Here is a 20,670-nt window from a genome sequence, read left to right as displayed (position 1 = left end):
AGGACTCCGCACATGATCAAGAAAGCAGGTTTGACCCTGGCCGTGCTCGGCGCACTAGTGACGTCGTTCGGTGCGCAGGCGCTGGAGCCGTTGCGCGTGGCCGCCGACCCGGTGCCCCACGCGCAGATTCTGGCGTACATCCAGAAAATCGATCCGCAGCTGAATCTCAAAGTCATCGAGATCCCCAACGGGGTGAACTCCAATGAGCTGTTGGTGCACGGTGATGTCGACGCCAATTACTTCCAGCACCTGCCGTACCTGAAATCCCAGGAAAAGGCCCTCGGCGAGAAACTTGCGGTGGCGGCCACGGTGCATATCGAACCCTTGGGCATCTACTCGCACCGGCACAAAAGCTTCGCCGACGTGCCGGTAAAAGGCACCGTCGCCGTGCCCAACAACGTCACCAACCTGAGCCGCGCGCTGTACCTGTTGCAGGACAACGGCCTGATCAAACTCAAATCCGGTTTCAATGACCCGGCGGCCGATCAGGCAACGCCCAAGGACATCGCCGAGAACCCGAAACAGCTGAAGATTCTCGAAATCGAATCACCGCAGATTCCGCGCTCGCTGGACGACGTCGATCTGGCCGTGATCAACGGCAACTACGCGCTCGACGCAGGCTTGGTGCCAGCCAAGGATGCCTTGGACCTGGAGAAAGCCGAGCACAACCCCTACGCCAATATTCTGGTGACCACGCCGAAGCTGGAGCACGACCCGCGTATCGCGCAACTGGCCAAGGACCTGACTTCGCCAGAAGTCGCCAAATACATCACCGACAACTTTGCCGGTTCAGTGATTCCGGTGGCGGGCAGCAAGCCATGATCGCCGTCGAGCAGTTGAGCAAGACGTATCCTTCGGCCGCGCAACCGGCACTCGATCAGGTCTCGCTGAGCATTCCCGACGGTGCGGTCTTCGGGATTCTCGGGCGTAGCGGGGCGGGCAAGTCGACGCTGCTGCGCTGTCTCAATCTGCTCGAACGTCCGGACAGCGGCCGGATTCTGATTGACGGTGTGGATCTGCTGACGCTGTCCGACAGTGACCTGCGCAAACAACGCCAGCGCATCGGCATGATCTTCCAGGGCTTCAACCTGCTGCATTCGCGCACGGTGTTCGACAACATCGCGGTGCCGCTGGAGATTGCCAATATCGGCAAACCGTGGCGCCATGTGCGGGTTCGCGAATTACTGGAACTGGTCGGTTTAAGTGACAAGGCGCAGGCCTTCCCGTCGCAATTGTCCGGCGGCCAGAAACAGCGCGTCGGCATTGCCCGCGCCCTCGCCGCAGAGCCGGCGTACCTGCTCTCGGACGAGGCCACCAGTGCGCTCGACCCAGAGACCACCGAATCGATCCTGCAATTGCTTCGCGACATCAATCGGCAATTGGGCGTGACCATCGTGTTGATCACCCATGAACTGGAGGTGGTCAAGTCGATCTGCGATCACGCTGCGTTCATGGCCAACGGACGTCTGGTCGAAGCCGGGCCGGTGCCAAGGCTGCTGGCCGATGCGCAATCGCAACTGGGCGCTTCGCTGCGGCCGACCTGCGGCTTGCCACTGGGTCACGCTGAGCCGGGCCTGAGTTTTCTTAAACAATACGGCGTACGGGCGGCGCATTCATGAACCGCACGGTCAATTGGGATGAAATCCTGCAACTGGTGTTCAACGCCACCGGTGAAACCCTGTACATGGTCCTGCTTGCGGGGCTGTTTACGCTGCTGATCGGCTTGCCGCTGGGCGTGTTGCTGTTTATCAGCCGTCGTGACGGATTGTTGCCGATGCCACGCTTGAATGCCGCGCTGGGTGGCGTGGTCAACCTCGGCCGCTCACTGCCATTCGTGGTGATGCTGATTGCCCTGATCCCGCTGACACGGCTGGTGGTCGGCACAACGCTGGGCAGCACCGCCGCTGTGGTGCCGATCACCATCGGCGCGTTTCCGTTCTTCGCCCGCATCGTCGAAAACGCGCTGGACGAAGTCGACAAGGGCCGCATCGAAGCGATTCTCGCCATGGGCGGCGACATCGGCCATGTGATTTTCAAAGTGTTGTTGCCCGAAGCGCTGCCGGCATTGCTGGCCGGGATCACCTTGACGCTGGTGATGCTGATCGGTTTTTCCTCGATGGCCGGGGTGATCGGTGGCGGCGGGCTCGGTGATCTGGCGATCCGTTACGGCTATCAGCGGTTCAACAATGAAGTGATGGTGGCCACGGTGGTGGTGTTGGTGATCCTCGTCCAAGGCGTGCAAAGCCTGGGTGATCGATTGGTTCGTTCGCTGGCGCATCGCCGCTAAGGATTTGTATGAGTGTGCCGGTCGCTGTAGTTCGCGAGCCACTGATTCGTGTGCGTGAGTTGAGCAAAATATTTGGCGCGAGCCGGGCGCTGGATGCCGTCAGCCTGGACATCTATCCCGCCGAAGTAGTGGCGCTGCTCGGTGCCAATGGCGCGGGCAAGTCGACCCTGGTGAAGATCCTCGCGGGCAGCCAGACTGCCGACGCTGGCGAGATCTGGCTGGAAGGCGCGCCACGGCATTTCAGCTCGCCGCTGTCGGCGCGGCGCTTCGGCATTGTCGCGGTGCATCAACAGATCAACGAGGGCATTGCACCCGGTTTGAGCGTCGCGGAAAACCTCCTGCTCGATGAACTGTGCAAGCCAGACGCGGACTTCTGGCTCAATCGCAAACGCCTGCTGGAACGCGCCGCGAGCATCGCCGCCGGGCTGGGTTTGACCTTGCCGCTGGAGCAGCCAATCGAGCATCTCGGTCAGGCCGAACGGCAATTGGTGGTGCTCGCTCGAGCCTTGGCTTTGCAGCCGCGCCTGCTGATTCTGGATGAGCCGACGGCGGCGCTTTCCGATGCCGAGGCGCAGCGGCTGTTTGGATTGATCGACACCTTGCGCAATCGCGGCGTGGCAATTCTGTACATCTCCCATCGACTCTCCGACCTGCAACGCGTGGCGGATCGCGCCATCGTTCTGCGTGATGGTCAGTTCGCGGGTGAGTTCACCGCTCGGCAATTGCCGGAAGCGGTGAGCGCCATGCTCGGGCAGGCGCTGGCCGAGCATGTTTATCAGCCGTGCGTGGCCGGGCGCGAGGTGTTGAAACTCAACGCCATGCAAATTCTGCCGCGCTCCGCCGCGTTCGACCTGACACTGCACGAAAACGAAGTGGTGGTGCTCACTGGGCTGTTGGGCGCCGGTAAAAGTGAAATCGCCGAGGTGCTGTTCGGCCTGCGTAAAGCGACCTCGGGCCGCGTGCAACTGGATAACGCTGACTGGCGTGCGGACTCACCGCGCCAGGCCATTCAAAGCGGGGTGTTCTTTGCTGCCGAAGACCGCGCCAGTCAGTCGATGGTGGCGGATTTTTCCCTGCGCCGGACGTTGACCTTGCCGTTTCTGGAGCGCTTCACACGTGGCGGTTTTATCCGCAACCGCGCCGAGGCCGCAGCGGTCGAGGCACAAGTGGCGGCGCTGGGGATCAAGACTGCCGGCATCGATGTGCCGATGAGCGCGTTGTCGGGCGGCAATCAACAGAAAGTCGTGCTCGGCCGCTGGCTGCTCGGCGAAGGGCGGGTATTGATCCTTGATGAACCCTTTCAAGGCGTCGACGTGCGCGCCCGCCGCGACATCGGCCAACTGCTGCGCGACAGCGCCGAGGGGCGCGCGACTTTAGTGATTTGCGCCGACGTCGATGAAGCCCTGGAAATTGCCGACCGCATTCTGCTGGTGCGCGATCACGCCGTGGTCGTCGAGTACCCGCGTGCCGGCCTCAATCGTGCTGATCTGGTCGCTGCACTGGCCGGCAGCGACGTGACCGAACATTCCCCTCAAGCCACGCCAAGGAGCAGAGCGAGTGCCTGATTCAAGTTTACTGTTATCGACCGAGCCGGCACGCGCCGAACGTCTGCTGCACGGGCTGATCCGCTATGGTCTGTTATGGCTGCTGGCGCTGATCGTGGTGTTTTTCAGTGTGGCCGAGCCGGCATTCCTGCGAGTCGGCAATCTGTTCAGCATCCTGCAATCGGTTTCGATTGTCGCGCTGCTGGCGCTCGGCGTGACGCTGACCATGGCGGTCGGCGGTCTCGATCTGTCGATTGGCGCGGTGGCGGCGATGAGCCTGATGATCGCCAGTTACGTGATGGTCGTGCTCGGCTGGGGCGCGGTGCCGGCGGTGTTGATCAGTCTGGCGGGCGGTGCGCTGGTCGGCCTGCTCAACGGTTGGCTGATTGTCAAACTGCGGGTGCCGGACATTCTCGCGACGCTGGGCAGCATGTTTCTGGTGATCGGCGTGCAGCTGATTCCCACTGGCGGGCGCTCGATTGCGGTAGGCATGACGCTGCCCAGCGGTGAGGAAACCGAAGGTACGTTCAGTGCTGCGTTTCTGGCGCTGGGGCGTGGACGGTTGTGGGAGGTGGTGCCGATTCCGGTGTTGATCACGGCGGTGGTAGCAGTGGCGGTGTGGCTGTTTCTCGAACGTACGCGCATTGGTCGTTTGTTCTATGCGATCGGCGGCAACGAGCAAGCGGCGCGTCTGGCCGGTGCTCCGGTGCAGCGCTTCAAGTTGTTGGCTTACGTGCTCTCGGCGTTGCTCGCATCGCTCGGCGGGTTGTTGCTGGCAGCGCGCCTGGGTCGCGGCGATGTCAGTTCGGGCAACGGTCTGGTGCTGGATGCTCTCGGCGCGGCGCTGATCGGTTTTGCCGTGCTCGGTGCGAAGAAGCCCAATGCCTTCGGCACCCTGGTCGGGGCGCTGCTGGTGGCGGCGCTGCTCAATGGCCTGACCATGCTCAACGCGCCGTATTACGCGCAGGATTTCGTCAAGGGACTGGTGCTGGTGCTGGCCCTGATGTTCACGTTCGGCCTCGCGCATCGGGCGCGTTGAGCCGCTTTATTCAAGGAAGTTGCATGCACGGTTCAATCACACAGTTCGCCCGTCAATGCCTCGCTGGTGCGTTGCTCTCGGCAGTGGCGCTGGGCGCTCAGGCTAAAGCCTTGCCAGGTGCGCCGGCACCGTTCGATAAAGGTCAGGTGCAGATCGCGCTGGTGGGATATTTGTTCTCCGGGGACTTCCCCGAGGCGTATTTGCGCGGCGTCGAAAAACAGACCGAAGCGCTGGGTGCCAACCTGCGGGTATTCGATGCCCGGCAGCAAGCGGCGAGTCAGGGCGAGATGATCGATCAGGCGGTCGATCTCGGCGTCGACGGCATCATCGTCCAGCTCGGCCTGGCCGAAACCCTGAAAGCGCCGATCGATCGGGCCATCGCCAAAGGCATCAAAGTCGTCGCTTTCGATGTCGATCTGAACACCCCGCAAGTGACTCAGGTCGAGCAGGATCACCATGCGCTGGCGCGTCTGGCACTGGATCAGGCCATCAAGGACAACGGCACAAAGTTTGATGCCGGCTACGTGTACATTAGCGGCTTTACGCCGATGGAGCGCCGCGATGAAATCTGGAGTCAGGTGAAGAAAGCCAATCCGGGGATCGTCGAGAAGGCACGCTTTGGCACGCTGAATCCGCCGATTGCCAACTCGGTGGCGGATCAGGCCAGCGCCGTGCTTCGAGCCAATCCAGGCATCAGCGTGATCTTCGCACCGTTCGATGAGTTCGCCAAAGGTGCGAAAATCGCCGTCGATGAGGCTGGGCTGACCAGCAAGGTGAAGATCTACAGCGCCGATATTTCCACCGCCGATATTCAGATCATGAAAGAACCGGACAGTGCCTGGGCGGCGACGGCGGCGGTCAATCCGCAAGTCGCCGGGGCGATCAGCGTGCGCAGTCTGGCGATGTTGATTGCCGGGGAAAACCCGGGGCATCAGGTGCTGGTACCGCCGACGTTGATTACCCGCCAGCAGTTGCTGGATCTGGATGTGAAGAATGTTCGTGATCTGGCGCAGAAACTCCCCAGCTTCGGTGATACCGCGAATGTTGCGCGGGCGTCGTGGATTCCAGTGGCCAACTAGATCCTCCGCCGACAACGATCCCCTGTAGGCCTTCGCCTGCTCGCGATGGCGTCAGGTCTGTCGACATCTTTGGCGCCTGACCCAGCGCTATCGCGAGCAGGCTCTCTCCTACAGGGAATGGGGGGCGCCCTTGAAAATGGAGTGACTATGCACAACAAAGCCTCACGCTTACGTAAAAGCCGTTCGCCGAAAGCCGATCCGGCGTTCGGTGAACGACTACCCCCAGGCCAGGTACTGACGGAGCGATTTCCAATCCTCCACGAAGGCGATGTACCGGAATATGACCTCGCCAACTGGTCGCTACGCCTGTTCGGCACGCTCCCCCAGCCAATCGAATTACGTTACGCCGATCTGCAGGCATTGCCGCAACGAAAACTGCGTTGCGACATCCATTGCGTGACGCGCTGGTCGACGTTCGACACCGAGTGGAGCGGGGTGCATCTGCAGGACCTGTTGCAGGCATTTGATATCCAGCCAACATCGGATTTTGTCATGGCCCATGCCGACCACGATTACCAGACCAACTTGCGACTCGACGATCTGTTGCATCCGGGCAGTCTGCTGGCCACCCATTACGCCGGCCAACCGCTGACCGCACAACATGGCTGGCCACTGCGGCTGGTGGTGGCGGGGCGGTATTTCTGGAAGAGCGCGAAGTGGCTGCGCGGGCTTGAATTCGTCGAGCAGGAACAACCGGGGTTCTGGGAGCAGAATGGCTTTCATCTGCACGCCGATCCGTTTGCCGAACAGCGTTTCAGTGGGGATGAACTGGATATTGCCGAGAATGCCTGGCTGGAAAAAGAGTTCGACTAAGTAGTGCCCGACGCAGATCAAAACTGTAGGAGTGAGCCTGCTCGCGATAGCGGTTTTAAATTCAACGGTGATGTCGACAGATGTACCGCTATCGCGAGCAGGCTCACTCCTACAGGGGGACTGCATTTCAATATAAAAAATTGGTGTTGGTTGGTTCAGGTGTTGGCTCAGCAACACTTCTGTTGAACTAAGAACAACTTTTTAGAGCGATCTAACCTAAGCGTTATTGGTTCTTTTGCGATCGACGGCAGCTCGTCTAGCATCGGCTTTCAAGGGGAAACGTCTCACGCTGGGGAAACTGCAACTCACCGTAAAAAAGCCTTCACTGCCTTCCAGAAATCCAAAACTACAGCAGACATTTCCGCGCATTGCTTGCCGAACTTTTATTGTCGGCAACGGCCGGGTATTAACTGCGATTCAAGGAGCTGTTATATGCATTACCGTTCCCGTTCATTACTGGCGGCTGCTGTCGTGTCCGCTATCTGGCAACTTCCGGCCAACGCCGAAGAAACTTCGGCAAGCGCTGACAGCGAATCCCGACTTGGTACCGTGTTGGTCACCGGCACCCGTGGCACTTCGCGCACCGTGCTGGATTCGCCGGTGCCGGTCGATGTGCTCACCGCTGAAGACCTCAAATCCGCCGGCGCCGCTGACGGTGAACTGGGCGCGGCATTGCAGACTTTGTTGCCATCCTTCAGCCTGCCGCGCCAATCCAACTCCGGCGGCGCCGACCATGTGCGTGCGGCGCAACTGCGCGGCATGAGCCCGGATCAGGTGCTGGTACTGGTCAACGGCAAGCGCCGCCACACGTCGGCGGTGGTCAACGATTCGTCGAAGATCGGTCGCGGTACTGCCCCCGTGGATTTCAACTCGATACCGATCAGCGCGATCAAACGCATCGAAGTGCTGCGTGACGGTGCCGGCGCGCAGTACGGCTCCGACGCGATTGCTGGGGTGATCAACATTATCCTCGACGACGCCCCCGAGGGCGGTGAGGTGTCGACCAGTTATGGCGCCTATCACACCCGTCAGGACGCGATCGACAAGACCACCACCGACGGCCAGAACAGCGTGACCACGGCGAAGATCGGCACGCGTTTGGGCGAGGAGGGCGGGTTTATCCGTGGCGGCACCGAATACAAGGATCGCAACCCCACCAACCGCGCTGGTTTCGACGGTTTTGCCGACAGCCCTGGCCAGCGCAACTATGTGATGGGCGACGGCGTCGCGCGCGACGTCAACCTCTGGTTCAACAGTGAGTTGCCACTGGCCGGCGGCAAGGCCTACAGCTTCGGCACCTATAACCAGCGCCACACCACCGGCGCCGAGTTCTATCGCTACCCGTACGAACAGCCGCAGTTCTACCCCAACGGCTACTTGCCGCAATCGCTCGGCGACAACAAAGACATCTCCGCCACCGCCGGTTTCAAAGGCCTGATCGGTGACGAGTGGGACTTCGACAGCAGCGTCACCCACGGTCGCAACCGCTTCGACGGATCGACCCGGCACACGCTCAACGCCAGTCTCGGCGAAGACTCACCGACGAAGTTCGACACCGGCGATTACGAGCTGCGCCAGACCACCAGCAACCTCGACTTGAGCCGCGAACTGCGTCTCGGTGAGCGCTCCTTCGTACTCGCGGTTGGCGGCGAATACCGCTACGAAAACTACCTGACCTATGCCGGTGACGAGGCCTCCTACATCGGCTCCGGTGCCGACGGCGCCAATGGCCTGCGCCCGAGCGAAGAATCGGATCTGGATCGCAACGTGTTCGGTACTTACGCCGAGTTTTCCGGCGATCTCACCGACCGCTTCTTCGTTGACGCCGCTACGCGCTGGGAGCATTACGACGATGCCGGCAGCAAACTCACCGGCAAACTCAGCGGTCGCTACAAGCTCACCGAGCAATGGGCCTTGCGCGGTGCGGTGTCGAACAACTTCCGTGCACCGTCGCTGGCGCAAAGTGGCTTCCAGAACACCACCAGTAACTTCGGCGATGGCGGCACGCTGACTGACATCCGCGTGCTCTCGGTCAACGACCCGATCGCCCGCGCACTGGGCGCTGAAAAACTCGATCCGGAAACCTCGAAGAACTTTAGCCTTGGCCTGACTTTCCAGTTGAACGAACGCTTCGACGCGTCGCTGGACGTGTTCCGCATCGACGTCAAAGACCGCATCACCCTGTCGCAACGCATTGGCAGCGATGCTCTGGAAAACTACATCAACGACAACTTCGGCGTTGCTGGCGTGCACGACGTCAACTTCTTCACCAACGCGGCGGACACCAGCACCGACGGTGCCGAATTGGTGCTCAACTACCACCAACCGTTCTACGAAGGGCAACTGGGCCTGACCACCGCGTACACCTACAACCACACCAAAGTCACCAGCACCAAAGGCACGCCGTCGCAACTGACGGCGCTGGGCGTTGGCAATGACGCGCTCGTTGGTGTCGAAGAAACCAACACCCTGACCGACGCGGCGCCGAAGGATCGCTTCATCTTTTCCGCCAATTGGGCCAGCGAGCATTGGGGCTTGCTCGGGCGTCTGACCCGCCAGGGCGAGACCACTCGCGTGTTCGATTTCGGCGATTCGCAACCGGAGCAAACTTACGGCGCGGTGTGGCAGCTGGACGCCGAGGTGGCCTACAAATTCACCCCGAAATTCAACATTGCCGTGGGCGGCAACAACCTCACCGACAACTACCCGGAACGTTCCGGTTCGGCGATCAACTACGGCGGCAACCTGCCGTACGACGTGCTCTCGCCAATCGGCACCAACGGCGCCTACTACTACGCCCGCGTCACCTATGGTTTCTGACGCGGGGCCGGGGCGGCATCTGCCGGTGTTTCAGGCGTTGCTGATCACGCTGGGCATGGTGATCACCACCGACATCCTGAAAACCGCGCCGACCGTGGCCCTCAATGTCGGGCCGGAGCATTTCTACCTGGTGTGGGTGCTGGGCGGCGTCGCGTCGATGATTGGCGCGCTGTGTTTTGCAGAGATGGCCACGGCGTTTCCGCATCCGGGCGGCGACTATCACTTTCTGCGCACGGCGTATGGCGAACGCATGGGATTCTTGTTCGCCTGGTCGCGGTTTTCGGTGATGCACACCGGGTGGATAGCGTTATCGGCGTTCATGTTTGCCGATTACGTCGATGCGGTGGTGCCGCTGGGGCAGTACGGCTCCGGGTTGTTTGCCGGGGCGGTGATTGCGGCATTGGTGTCGCTTAATCTCATCGGTAAACACACTGGTTTTATTACCCAGACCTTGTTGGTGGGGCTGCTGGCGCTGGGTTTTTTGAGCATCGCCAGTGCCGGTGTTTTTCTGGCCTGGCAAGGTATCGAAGCGCCTGCGCCGAGTCTTGCGCCCGTCGCGCAAAACACCGGCATGGCCGGGTTCTCGGCGGCGATGATTTTCGTCTTTCTGGCATTCGGCGGCTGGAGCGATGCGGCGACGTTGTCGGCGGAAGTGCGTGATGGCCGGCGGGGGATTTTCATCGCCATGCTCGGTGCGCTGAGCGTGTTGATGGCGATCTATCTGGCGCTCAATTGGGCGTTCGTTCAGGGCTTGGGATTCGCTGGACTGGCCGCCAGCAATGCACCGGCGGTTGAGTTGTTGAACCGTGCTTTCGGTGCACCGGGTGTCATGCTGATTTTGCTGATGGTCGGTATCGCCGCGATCGCGACCATCAACTCGACCCTGCTGGTCGGCGCTCGCACCACTTACGCTGCTGCGCGCGATGTGCCACAACTGCGCAGCTTCGGCGCCTGGGATGACCGCCATGGTGTACCGCGCAAAGCGTTACTGGCGGAAGGAGCGGTGGCATTGTTGCTGGTGCTGTTTGGCAGTTTTACTCAGAGCGGCTTCAACACCATGGTCGAGTACCTGACCCCGGTTTATTGGCTGTTTCTGAGTTTGAGCAGCGTAGCGCTGATCATCCTGCGACGGCGCTTTCCTGAGGTGCCGAGGCCGGTGAAGGTGCCGTTGTATCCGCTGTTGCCGCTGCTGTTTTTCGGGTTGTGCCTGTACATGCTGTATTCCAGCGTGACGGTGGTGGGGTTTGGGGCATTTTTGGGGATTGCGGTGTTGCTGGTGGGCTTGGTGCTGTTGGCCGGGTTGAGCCGACTGACGCTAAACCCTCACCCCAGCCCTCTCCCAGAGGGAGAGGGGGCCGATCGAGGTGTCTTGGGGGATACATCGACCTGAAAGACCGAGTTGATTATGGATTCAGTGAAGCAAATACTGGTCGAAGCCGATTATGGATTCAGTGAAGTACGTTCAGGTCGGCGTACTTCTCCAATATCCCCGGATCGGTTCCCTCTCCCTTTGGGAGAGGGCTAGGGTGAGGGGCTTCTGATTCTAGAAGGACACCTCCGCCGGCTGCGACAACCGCAGCACCGACAAGTCCCCCGTAATACGCTTGTAAGCCAAACGAATCGCTTCGATGCTGGCCCCATTCTTCGCACTATTTTCATGCAAAATCACAATCACCTTGGTGCTCAAGCGCTCAGGCTCCTTCGCGCCCTTATCCCGCCACTGCCCATAAGCATCAAGCACACTGAATCCATCAGGAAACCGCGACGTAACCTCCTGATCAAGAAACTCGCGCCAGCGCGCCGGGCTGACCGCACCTTCCTTGCCATCGATCGAACCCACGGAGAAGTACAACTCGGTGCGAATCCACTGCGCCTGCGCCGGCCGTGAAGCATCGCATTGCAGGGTCGAACTGGCGGGGTCATGGGTGTGAACGGACGCAGGAGGAGGGCTGGCACAACCGGCGACGGCGAGGAACAGCGCCGCCAGTAGAAAACGTCGAGGCATGGAACATCCTTATTGAACGATGAGTAAACCGCTCGAGTATAAGGTTGCTGTCTGACCGCCAATAAAGACCTAAAAAGCCGGCATTTAGGCGCTTCCGGAATAACCCTTCACCGCGCAAAAATTGTGGGAGCGAGCCTGCTCGCGAAAGCGATTTTTCAGACAGCGAAAATATTCCATGCCACAGCTTCACCGATTCATTACCCACTCGCCGGTGGTTTCGCCAACGCAATCTCTGCCGCACCCAGCCGCTTGAGAATTTCAAACAACAAATCACTTTTGGTCACCCCGACAATCCGCGGGCTGCCCACATAACCGGTCACCGTCAAAGTAATCCCGTCCGGCGACAACTTGCTGAAGCGCACGAACGGTGCCGGTTTATCGAGGATGGTTTCGTTCTCCCGATAAGTGTTGAGCAACAGGTCTTTCACCTCTTCGGGATCGATGTCCAGCGGGAACACCAGTTCCAGCGACGCCACGCCTTGCGCGCTGCCACCCAATGTCACGTTGCGCAGGTTCTGCGAGATCAGTTGCGAGTTGGGCACGATGACAATTGAGCGGTCGCTGAGCTGGATTTCCGTGGCGCGCACATTGATGCGGCGAATATCGCCTTCGACGCCACTGATGCTGATCAAGTCGCCGACTTTCACCGGCCGTTCAGTCAGCAAAATCAGCCCCGAGACAAAATTCTTCACGATCTCCTGCAAGCCGAAACCGATGCCCACCGATAATGCACTGACGATCCACGCCAGATTGGTCCACTGCACGCCCAGCGACGACAGCGTCAGCAGAATCACGAAGGCGTAGCCGATGTTGGAAAACAGCGTGCTCAGCGAGGCGCACATGCCCGGGTCCATCTCGGTCTTGGGCAGGAACTCGTTGTCGAGCCAACGGCGCAGCGCGCGGATCAGCCAGATGCCGATCATCAGCGCCAGCACGGCATTGAGCAGGTGGCCGGGGACGATGTTCAGCTTGCGCAGCCCGGCGCCGCCGAGGATTGCCATGATGTTGCTCGCCAGTTGTCCCAGCGTGGTGCCGATGCCGCCGACAAACAGGGCGATGACCGCCAGCAACAACAGCGCGGCCCGGCTGAAACCGGACAGCAGAATCTCGATCTGATCAAGCCGGCGATCGCCAATGCCGAGCAACTGTTTAAGTGCCTTGCCGCTCGCATGTCTGGGTGAAAACACGTGTTCGCAGGCGTCCTTGACCAATTGAATCAGCAAGTAGAACCCCGACAAGACTATGTACGCCCACACCAGCTCATAACTGATGAACCGCGCCAGCGACACGTAACCGGTGAGCAGGGCAATCGCCGAGACAAACATCGAAATGCTCGCGATGGTGTAAATCACCCCGGCAAACGTACTGTTGGCCGCCGCTGCATCATTGGCCGCGACCAGTGCCTTGCGCACCTTGCCGACGCGCAACAGCAGGACCGTCACGATCGCTAGCACGACGATCGAAATGACCCCGCGCCCGGCAATCACGATCTGGCTGCTCATGCCGGTGGCGTTGCTGACCTGCACCAGCGTCACCAGCACCAATAACGTGCAGGACAAGATGCGCGGGTAGGGCCTGAGCGCCAGCGCCACCTGATCGGCAATCGCCGGCAGGCGCCACGAGGGATGTTCGGTCGACAACAACGCGCGGCTCAAACCGGTGATCAGCACGCAGGCATAGACGACCTTCTCGAACTCTTCGGAGAATGTTTCCAGTACCGGCGGCAAATTTTGGTGGCGGGTGCAGGCGTAGAACAACAATTGCAAGGCAATGCCGGTGGTAGCGATGGTCGCCAGCGCTGAGGCGAACGCCAGTGCACTGCGGCGCAGACGCCCCTCGGGCATGCGGTAAATGCACACCCAGGTCAGGCCGCGTTCGGCCAGTCTGCGGCCGAATGTCCAGATGATCAGCGCCAACGCCATCAGTACACTGGTGTAGGCGCGTTCGCCCGGCGCCCACACGGTGGACCATGTATCGCGCACCTGTGTGACGAAAAAGCGTAAACGCTGACGGTCGTCGTCACTCGGACTCACCAGCGGCGACCAGAAACTCGGGCTCAGCACGCTGTCAGTGCCCAGCGTCAGCTCACTTTCAAGCAGTGTGCGACGGATGCCAGCGATCTGCGTAATAAGGTCCGCTGCGCTCTGCTTCAGCGCAGCCAGGCTCTTCAGCGTGCCGTCGACCTTGCTCTTTTGCTCGGCCAGCGATGCCCGTTGCGCGACGATATCTGCCTGCTCGGCCGCCAGATCGGCATCCGGCGCAGCCCCCAGCACCCCAAGCTGCACGGCCAGTTGCGCCTGCTGCGGCAACAACGCTGCCGACAACCGATCGACATCCAGAATAAACGCCTGCACCCGATCCTGCGGGCCTTCGAGCTGGTTGTAATTGTTCGCTGCGGAAATCTGTTGCTTGAGGCCGTCGAGGCGTTGTTGCAACGCCTGCAGATCGCTTTGTGAAATCACCGGCAACGGCGCGGCGGCGGTGGCCGGCGCCGGCAAATCGGCTGCCCACAGCGGCGGACTGCCGCAAACAAGCAGCATGAACGCGACAAAAAACAACGACTTCAGTGTGTTGCGCATGGGTGAGGCGGCTCGAATGGATCACACAGTCTATGAGGTTAGGTGATCGAGCCGATCAGGGAGGAAAACTTTCCGGCAAAGCAGGGCAGGTGAGCAAGTGTCCAGACGAAAAAAGCCCGACGGGTAAGGTCGGGCCTTTCTTCGGTGACGGCGCTGAAGCACTGCATTCAGACGGCGCGGCGTTCAATCAAGCGGTCCGAACCACCTTCGGCAACGGCATCACTGAACAGCGGGTCGGTTTCAGTGGCGGCGGCAACTGCGTCGCTGAACAGCGGATCAGTCTGGGTCGCAGCGGCGACTGCATCGCTGAACAGTGGATCAGTCTGGGTGGCAGGTTCAGCGGCAAAAGCATTCAGGGCGAACAGTGAGAAAGCGATGCTGAGAAGGGCTTGGCGTTTCATGAGTGTGTGCTCCGTGGGGTAGTGGTTGGGTCTGGAGCCGATCTTACGCCGTGAGCCTGATAAGAGAACTTCATTGAATCAATGGCTGTTATTGACGCGGTTAATGATTGGGCTTTCTGAAGTCATCAAGGCGTAAATCAGGCTTACGCATAACCGATCTTCACCTGAGCACTGATCAGTTCAGCCAGCATCCGCACAGGTTCTGTAAAAGTCTGCCGCGACCGGTGCACCAGGCCGATATCGCGGTGGAAAGTGTGTTGCCCCAGGTTCAGCACCCGGACACCGGCAGGCCATGCAAAGTCGGGCGCGGTCTGCGGCACCAGTGCCACTCCGACACCGTTTTCGACGAGTCTGATAATCGCCTCCAGCTCATCCAGCTCGCAGACCTCTCGCAGCGTGAAATGCATCTGCCGCAAAAAGCGGTCGACCTGCCTGCCGCCAAAGGAAGATCGGTCATATCGAATGAACGGCTGGCTGGAAAGCAACTGGGTCCAGTCATCTCCCGGCATATCACGCGGCACGATCAACCGGTAAGGCTCCAGTGCCAGCGTCGTCCAGCGCAGGTCGCTTTGCAGTGAAAAGGGTGGGCGGATGATCACGGCCATGTCGATCTCGCCAACATCCACCAGGTTGACCAGTTCCATCGACAATCCAGGCACCACGCGGGATCGGCACTGCGGGCAGTGCTGGTGAAACTTAGCCAACGCGTCCGGCAAGTAAGAGCGCTGCACTGAAGCAATCGCGCCAATGTTGACCAGCACGTTGGGCGGCAGTCCCATCGTTGTCGAACCGAGGCTGTCGTAGAGCCTGAGCAGTTCTTGCGCCTGCAGGAGGATCTGCTGGCCCATTTTGTTGAGGTGTGCCGAGCGCCCCTTCCTGTCGAAAAGCTCGAAGCCGAGTTCAGCTTCCAGGCGCTGGATCTGTGCGCTGACGGCGGCCTGCGTGAGGCCGATTTTGTTGCCTGCAGCAGCGAAAGTACCTTCGCGCGCGACGGTGATGAGTGTCTTCAGTTCTTTGATCATTCACAAATATTAATTGTGTTTCTAAGAAATATATATTGATTTTTATGTTTGGTTTTCCGTCCTAGGATGTTTCCCATTCCCCGGCAGCGGCTGAATCCTAAGGCGCCGATGACGGCAGGAATGTTCGCCAACCCACAACAATATGATCGGAGTTCTGATGAGCCTCTCGCCTTTTCACCTCGCTATCCCCGTTTACGATCTGGCTGCAGCGCGCACCTTTTACGGTGAAGTCTTTGGTCTTGCAGAAGGGCGCTCCAGTACTCAGTGGGTCGACTTCGATTTTTATGGCCACCAACTGGTCATCCACGAACACCCGAAAACCGCGTCCCAGGAAAGTGTTCACAGCAACCCGGTCGACGGTCACGACGTTCCGGTTCCGCACTTCGGCATCATTCTGGGATGGCAACAGTGGGAAGCATTGGCCGAACGCCTGAAGTCCTTTGGCACCGAGTTTGTGATCGAACCGTACATTCGCTTTCAGGGGCAGGTCGGCGAGCAAGCCACCATGTTTCTCTTTGATCCGTGCGGCAACGCTCTGGAATTCAAGGCTTTCAAGGATATGAGCCAGCTCTTCGCCAAATGACAGGCGGCATGGCACAACCCGGTTGTGCCATTCGGTCTCAAGTGAGCTGGAAGCTCATGACTCTAGCAACTGCCCTTAGCGCAGACCTTTCATTCCAACAAAAAGGCTAGACATGAAACGTATTCCCCTGGTGTGGCAAATCGTTGCCGGGCTGTTGCTTGGCGTGCTCGTCGGTTGGTATTTCAACACCCATCCGCAGTATCAAACATGGGTGAGTGCGGAGATCTTGAAGCCTCTGGGCGACATCTTTATCAAGATGATGAAGATGGTGGTGGTACCGATTGTGTTCTGCTGCATGATCCTGGGCATTGCCGGCGGTGGCGATAACAAGTCGTTTGGCCGCATGGGCATCAAGTCGCTGGGGTATTTCTTTGCGATAACCGCGCTGGCGATTGTGGTCGGCCTGTGTTTCGCAAATATCTTCGAGCCGGGTACTGGCACCGATATTTCCGGCCTGTCCCACGGCACGGCGTCGATCAACATGGAGCCGTCAAAAGGTGCGCTGGTGATCCTGCAGAACATCGTGCCGGACAATGTTCTGGTGGCGATGTCGGAAGCGAAATTGCTCTCGGTGCTGTTCTTCGCCGTGCTGTTCGGCCTCGCCCTGAACGCGCTGCCGAGAGAAAAAAGTGCACCGGCCATTGCGCTGGTTCAGAGCATTTCCGATGCGATGTTCAAGGTTGTCTCAATCGTCATGGCCTACGCACCGATAGGTGTCTTCGGCATGATCGGTGCGACTGTCGCGACGTTTGGGTTTGCCTCGCTGTTGCCGTTGCTCAAGTTGATCGGCGTGGTTTACCTGGCGCTGGTGGTTTTCGCCTTGGTGATACTCGGCGGAATTTGCTACTTGATTGGCGAGAACATTTTCAAATTGATTCGCTACTTCCGCAGTGAATTGATTCTGGCGTTTTCAAGTGCCGCATCCGCCGCCGTCATGCCGCAGTTGATGACCCGGTTGGAGAGCTACGGTGTACCGCGTCGGATCGTCAGTTTCGTGGTGCCGGTGGGTTATGCATTCAATCTGGACGGCGCTTCGATTTTCCTTGGCGTCGCGACGATCTTCGTCGCGCAACTCTATGGCATCGACCTGTCGCTGTCGCAGCAGATCCTGCTGGTGGTGACGATGGTACTGACATCGAAAGGCGCGGCAGGTGTGCCCGGGTTTGCCATCATCATTCTCTCCGCAACGTTGGCTTCAGCCGGTTTGCCCCTGGAGGGTGTGGCATTGATCGCGGGTATTTTCAGGATCATCGACAGCGGTACGACCACGCTGAATGTATTGGGCAATGCCATTGCACCGCTGGTGATTGCCAAGTGGGAAAGAGCAACGCTTGAACCTGCACGCGTTCGTCCTGCGGCCGAAGTGTGAGTCTTTAGTCGCACCTCGGCACGACGGATATCTGCTTGTTAAACCGCACTGATGACGAGTGCACGCTCGCTGACAAAGGGGCGTTTTTTTTCGGTCTGTTTACTAGACGACCGGTCTATTGAGTTGGAGGGTTTATGATTGATAACGCTGTGGATACCGACCTTTTTTCGCCCATGGCCATGGGTGCGCTGCAATTGGCCAATCGAATTGTCATGGCGCCCGTCACGCGCAGCCGGATGGCTGATGACGGTGTGCCGAATGAAATGCACGCGACGTATTACGCCCAACGCGCCAGTGCAGGCTTGATCATCGCCGAAGCGACGAACATTTCCGCTCAGGGCCGTGGCTATGCGATGACCCCGGGAATCTGGTCGCAAGCGCAGGTCGCCGGGTGGAAGAAAGTCACCGATGCCGTACACGCGGCCGGCGGAAAAATCGTCAGCCAGTTGTGGCATGTCGGGCGTTTCTCCAGTGTCGAGTTGCAGCCCAATGGCGAATCGCCTGTGGCACCTTCGGCGATCAAGGCTGAGGGCAGCACGTACACCGAGAAAGGTTTTGTCGAAGTGTCGATGCCGCGTGCGCTTGAGACCTCGGAAATTCCGGGAATCATCGAGCAGTACAAACTGGCTGCTGAGAACGCCAAGCGCGCCGGTTTCGATGGCGTGGAAGTGCATTCGGCCAACAGTTATCTGCTCGACCAGTTTCTGCGCGATTCGACCAATCAGCGCACGGACCGATACGGCGGCGCCATCGAAAACCGTGCGCGGCTGACGCTGGAAGTCACCGAAGCGGTGGTGTCCATCTGGGGCAGCGACCGCGTCGGTATCCGCCTTTCACCGGTAACCCCCGATGCCGGCAATACGCCGCCCGACAGCAATGTCATGGCGACATACGGCTACCTGATCCAGCAACTCAATCGATTCAATCTGGCCTACCTGCATTTCGTCGAAGGCGCCACCGCCACATCTCGAACCGTGCCGGCGGGCGTGGACCTGGACGCGCTGAGTGCGCAGTTCGAAGGCGCGTTCATTGGCAACAACAACTATGACCTGGCGATGGCGCTTGAGCGTCGGGCGCAGGGGCGTATCGACGCGGTGGCGTTTGGTCGCCTGTTTATTGCCAACCCCGACCTGGTGGAGCGTCTGCGGCGCGGTTTCGAACTGACCATTGCGCCGCGTGAGAGTTACTACGGCGGGGGCGCCAAAGGCTACATCGATTGGCCCACCGCTAACGCCTGAATGACTGCCCTGACGCAATCGCATTCATTGTAAAGAGGAACGGAACATGAACTATCTGCACAACAAAGTCGCCATCGTCACCGGCGCATCGTCCGGTATCGGGGCGGCAACCACACGTGCGCTGGCAGCACACGGCGTTCGCGTCGTTGCCGCCGCGCTGGATGAACACGGTCTGGCAGCCTTCGTCGCCGAGTTGCGTGAGGCCGGTCATGACGTGGCTGCATTTACCACGGATGTGACCCGGCTGGATCAAACCCGGGCGCTCGCCAGATTCGCGCAGGACACCTATGGCGCTGTCGACATTCTGGTGAACAACGCCGGGCTGATGCTGTTCTCCAACTGGGTCGATCTGGCCGTGGCGGATTGGGACAAGATGATCGACGTGAACATCAAGGGCTATCTCAATGCCACAGCAGCCGTGCTGCCAATGATGCTGGAGCACAAGTCCGGGCAGATCCTCAACATGGACTCGGTGGCCGGCCATCAGGTCGGGCCGGCGGCGGGTGTTTACAGCGCCACCAAATTTTTCGTGCAAGCCATGACGGAGTCCATGCGCAAAGAGCTGGGTGTGCAGCACGGCATCCGCGTCAACACGGTCAGCCCCGGTGTCATCAATACCGGCTGGGCGGACAAGGTCAGTGATCCACAAGGGCGCAAGGCTGCCCAGGAACTGAACCGCATCGCCATCGCACCTGACGATATCGCGCGTGCCGTGATCTACGCGCTCAATCAGCCGGAAAACGTCACCGTCAACGACCTGATCATTTCGCCGACGCGCCAGGACTGGTAACCGTCGGCTGTTCCTGCTGCCGGGTGCCAATCCTGGTTCCTGGCAGCCTGTGTCACTCACCCCCAACGATAGGAAACAACCATGTCCAAGAACATTAAAGCCGTGCCGACGGCTGAATACAACGCTGTCATCGCGACCGCCAATCAATACGTCGAAGGCCTTCGCATTGGCAGCGCGCAAGGCGTCGCTCAAGCCTTCCATAAAGAGGCAGTGATGTACGGTTTCACCAACGGCGAACTGCTCGGCGGCCCGATCAAGAACCTGTTTGATTTTGTCGAGAAGAACGGCGCAGCCCCCGAAATCAGCACGCGACTCGACGTGCTGGCGATCACCCCGACCACTGCGGTGGTGCGTGTGGACATGGAAACGGATGCAATTGGCGCCGACTACAACGACTACCTGACCCTGATCAAAATCGACGGAGCCTGGAAGGTCATCGCCAAGGTGTATCACCAGTTCGAGGTCTGAATTACCGACCGCTCCCGGCATCTCGCTGCCGGGGATCAACATAAGAGGATTTTTGTCATGCCGATGGTTGAGTTTGACGCTGTCGTGGACGGCGATGCACAACAGGTCTGGAGTGTGTTGAAGCAGTTTGGCCAGATTCAGAACTGGCATCCTTCGATCGTGAGCAGCCAGATCGAAGGCGGGGCGGCGCAGAGGGTGGGTTGCATTCGCACCCTCACGCTGACCGATGGCGCGGTTGTCAGAGAACGCTTGTTGGCGCTTGATGACTCAGCATTATCGCTGTCCTATCGCTTTGAAGAGGCACCTTTACCGCTGGACAACTACGTGGCCAGCGTGAAGTTGGTCGCTTTAACGGGACAGAACAAAACGCTCATCAGTTGGTCGGCAAGTTTCGATCCTCAAGAACTGAATACCGCTGAGCACTATCAGGCACTGATCCAAAGCCTGATCGTTGAGGGGCACAGCGGGCTGCAGGCATTGCTCGCTCAGCTTTAACAACACACGGTTCACACGCCCTCATTCCCGCAAGGAATGCAGGGCATGAAGCGAATGAATTTTTCCTCGCGTGGCGGCCAGTCTAGGTACGCGACCGGCCTGAGGCGGGGTTTGGCGAGGCGCCGCGGTTTTTCAGCT

General features: G+C 59.6%; 19 protein-coding genes. 15 read left to right on the top strand and 4 right to left on the bottom strand.

Translation table 11 applies throughout. From position 1 onward, the window contains the following. Positions 1 to 12: 12 nt before the first annotated feature. The 9 genes from ACOYXE_RS09600 (at position 13) to ACOYXE_RS09560 (ending at position 10,972) form a co-directional block, all read left to right on the top strand. On the top strand, positions 13 to 822 hold the full coding sequence (locus ACOYXE_RS09600) for a MetQ/NlpA family ABC transporter substrate-binding protein (protein ID WP_460928901.1): 810 nt from the start codon (positions 13 to 15) through the stop codon (positions 820 to 822). After that, on the top strand, positions 819 to 1,619 hold the full coding sequence (locus ACOYXE_RS09595; RefSeq protein WP_160057546.1) for a methionine ABC transporter ATP-binding protein: 801 nt from the start codon (positions 819 to 821) through the stop codon (positions 1,617 to 1,619). The genes ACOYXE_RS09600 and ACOYXE_RS09595 overlap by 4 nt, the downstream gene beginning before the upstream one ends. Beyond that, on the top strand, positions 1,616 to 2,287 hold the full coding sequence (locus tag ACOYXE_RS09590; protein ID WP_316916576.1) for a methionine ABC transporter permease: 672 nt from the start codon (positions 1,616 to 1,618) through the stop codon (positions 2,285 to 2,287). The genes ACOYXE_RS09595 and ACOYXE_RS09590 overlap by 4 nt, the downstream gene beginning before the upstream one ends. An 8-nt stretch (positions 2,288 to 2,295) precedes the next feature. Then, positions 2,296 to 3,852 (top strand): sugar ABC transporter ATP-binding protein, encoded by a 1,557-nt coding sequence (locus tag ACOYXE_RS09585; RefSeq protein ID WP_460928898.1) that lies wholly within the window; start codon positions 2,296 to 2,298, stop codon positions 3,850 to 3,852. Next, on the top strand, positions 3,845 to 4,870 hold the full coding sequence (locus tag ACOYXE_RS09580) for an ABC transporter permease (RefSeq protein ID WP_160057549.1): 1,026 nt from the start codon (positions 3,845 to 3,847) through the stop codon (positions 4,868 to 4,870). The genes ACOYXE_RS09585 and ACOYXE_RS09580 overlap by 8 nt, the downstream gene beginning before the upstream one ends. Before the next feature lie 23 nt (positions 4,871 to 4,893). Further along, complete coding sequence (locus ACOYXE_RS09575) at positions 4,894 to 5,949, top strand: substrate-binding domain-containing protein (RefSeq protein ID WP_460928896.1); 1,056 nt, start codon at positions 4,894 to 4,896, stop codon at positions 5,947 to 5,949. Positions 5,950 to 6,096: 147 nt separating this feature from the next. Continuing rightward, on the top strand, positions 6,097 to 6,762 hold the full coding sequence (locus ACOYXE_RS09570; protein ID WP_460928894.1) for a sulfite oxidase-like oxidoreductase: 666 nt from the start codon (positions 6,097 to 6,099) through the stop codon (positions 6,760 to 6,762). A gap of 432 nt (positions 6,763 to 7,194) precedes the next feature. Continuing rightward, the gene (locus ACOYXE_RS09565; protein WP_460928892.1) at positions 7,195 to 9,582 is read left to right on the top strand and encodes a TonB-dependent receptor plug domain-containing protein; all 2,388 of its coding nucleotides are present in this window, start codon (positions 7,195 to 7,197) and stop codon (positions 9,580 to 9,582) included. Beyond that, positions 9,572 to 10,972, top strand: a complete 1,401-nt coding sequence (locus ACOYXE_RS09560; RefSeq protein ID WP_405123965.1) for an APC family permease — start codon at positions 9,572 to 9,574, stop codon at positions 10,970 to 10,972. The genes ACOYXE_RS09565 and ACOYXE_RS09560 overlap by 11 nt, the downstream gene beginning before the upstream one ends. A 153-nt stretch (positions 10,973 to 11,125) precedes the next feature. Here ACOYXE_RS09560 and ACOYXE_RS09555 read toward each other — a convergent pair whose 3' ends face one another. The 4 genes from ACOYXE_RS09555 to ACOYXE_RS09540 all read right to left on the bottom strand — a co-directional run bounded on the left by ACOYXE_RS09555 (position 11,126) and on the right by ACOYXE_RS09540 (position 15,589). Continuing rightward, the gene (locus tag ACOYXE_RS09555) at positions 11,126 to 11,587 is read right to left on the bottom strand and encodes a DUF3574 domain-containing protein (protein WP_460928890.1); all 462 of its coding nucleotides are present in this window, start codon (positions 11,585 to 11,587) and stop codon (positions 11,126 to 11,128) included. A gap of 197 nt (positions 11,588 to 11,784) precedes the next feature. Continuing rightward, positions 11,785 to 14,166, bottom strand: coding sequence for a DUF3772 domain-containing protein (locus tag ACOYXE_RS09550; protein WP_160057555.1), 2,382 nt, complete (start codon positions 14,164 to 14,166; stop codon positions 11,785 to 11,787). Between the two features lie 167 nt (positions 14,167 to 14,333). Beyond that, complete coding sequence (locus tag ACOYXE_RS09545; protein WP_160057556.1) at positions 14,334 to 14,567, bottom strand: hypothetical protein; 234 nt, start codon at positions 14,565 to 14,567, stop codon at positions 14,334 to 14,336. Positions 14,568 to 14,710: 143 nt separating this feature from the next. Next, positions 14,711 to 15,589, bottom strand: coding sequence for a LysR family transcriptional regulator (locus ACOYXE_RS09540; protein WP_160057557.1), 879 nt, complete (start codon positions 15,587 to 15,589; stop codon positions 14,711 to 14,713). A gap of 157 nt (positions 15,590 to 15,746) precedes the next feature. Between ACOYXE_RS09540 and ACOYXE_RS09535 the strand changes: the two genes are divergently transcribed. The 6 genes from ACOYXE_RS09535 (at position 15,747) to ACOYXE_RS09510 (ending at position 20,532) form a co-directional block, all read left to right on the top strand. Further along, a complete protein-coding gene (locus ACOYXE_RS09535) occupies positions 15,747 to 16,172 on the top strand; it encodes a VOC family protein (protein ID WP_108225465.1) in 426 nt (141 codons plus the stop codon). A 112-nt stretch (positions 16,173 to 16,284) separates the two neighbouring features. Beyond that, complete coding sequence (locus ACOYXE_RS09530) at positions 16,285 to 17,541, top strand: cation:dicarboxylate symporter family transporter (protein WP_160057558.1); 1,257 nt, start codon at positions 16,285 to 16,287, stop codon at positions 17,539 to 17,541. Between the two features lie 134 nt (positions 17,542 to 17,675). After that, positions 17,676 to 18,779 carry an alkene reductase gene (locus ACOYXE_RS09525; protein ID WP_460928886.1) on the top strand — a complete coding sequence of 368 codons (1,104 nt, stop codon included), beginning with the start codon at positions 17,676 to 17,678 and terminating at the stop codon, positions 18,777 to 18,779. A 46-nt stretch (positions 18,780 to 18,825) separates the two neighbouring features. Next, positions 18,826 to 19,569, top strand: a complete 744-nt coding sequence (locus ACOYXE_RS09520; RefSeq protein WP_160057560.1) for an SDR family oxidoreductase — start codon at positions 18,826 to 18,828, stop codon at positions 19,567 to 19,569. Positions 19,570 to 19,650: 81 nt separating this feature from the next. Beyond that, positions 19,651 to 20,037, top strand: coding sequence for a nuclear transport factor 2 family protein (locus ACOYXE_RS09515; protein ID WP_160057561.1), 387 nt, complete (start codon positions 19,651 to 19,653; stop codon positions 20,035 to 20,037). Positions 20,038 to 20,094: 57 nt separating this feature from the next. Beyond that, positions 20,095 to 20,532: an SRPBCC family protein gene (locus ACOYXE_RS09510; protein WP_405123961.1), complete on the top strand. Its 438-nt coding sequence runs from the start codon at positions 20,095 to 20,097 to the stop codon at positions 20,530 to 20,532. Positions 20,533 to 20,670: the final 138 nt, after the last annotated feature.

This window comes from Pseudomonas sp. MC6 (genome assembly GCF_054790575.1).
This window is presented reverse-complemented; position numbering and strand designations above follow the sequence as displayed.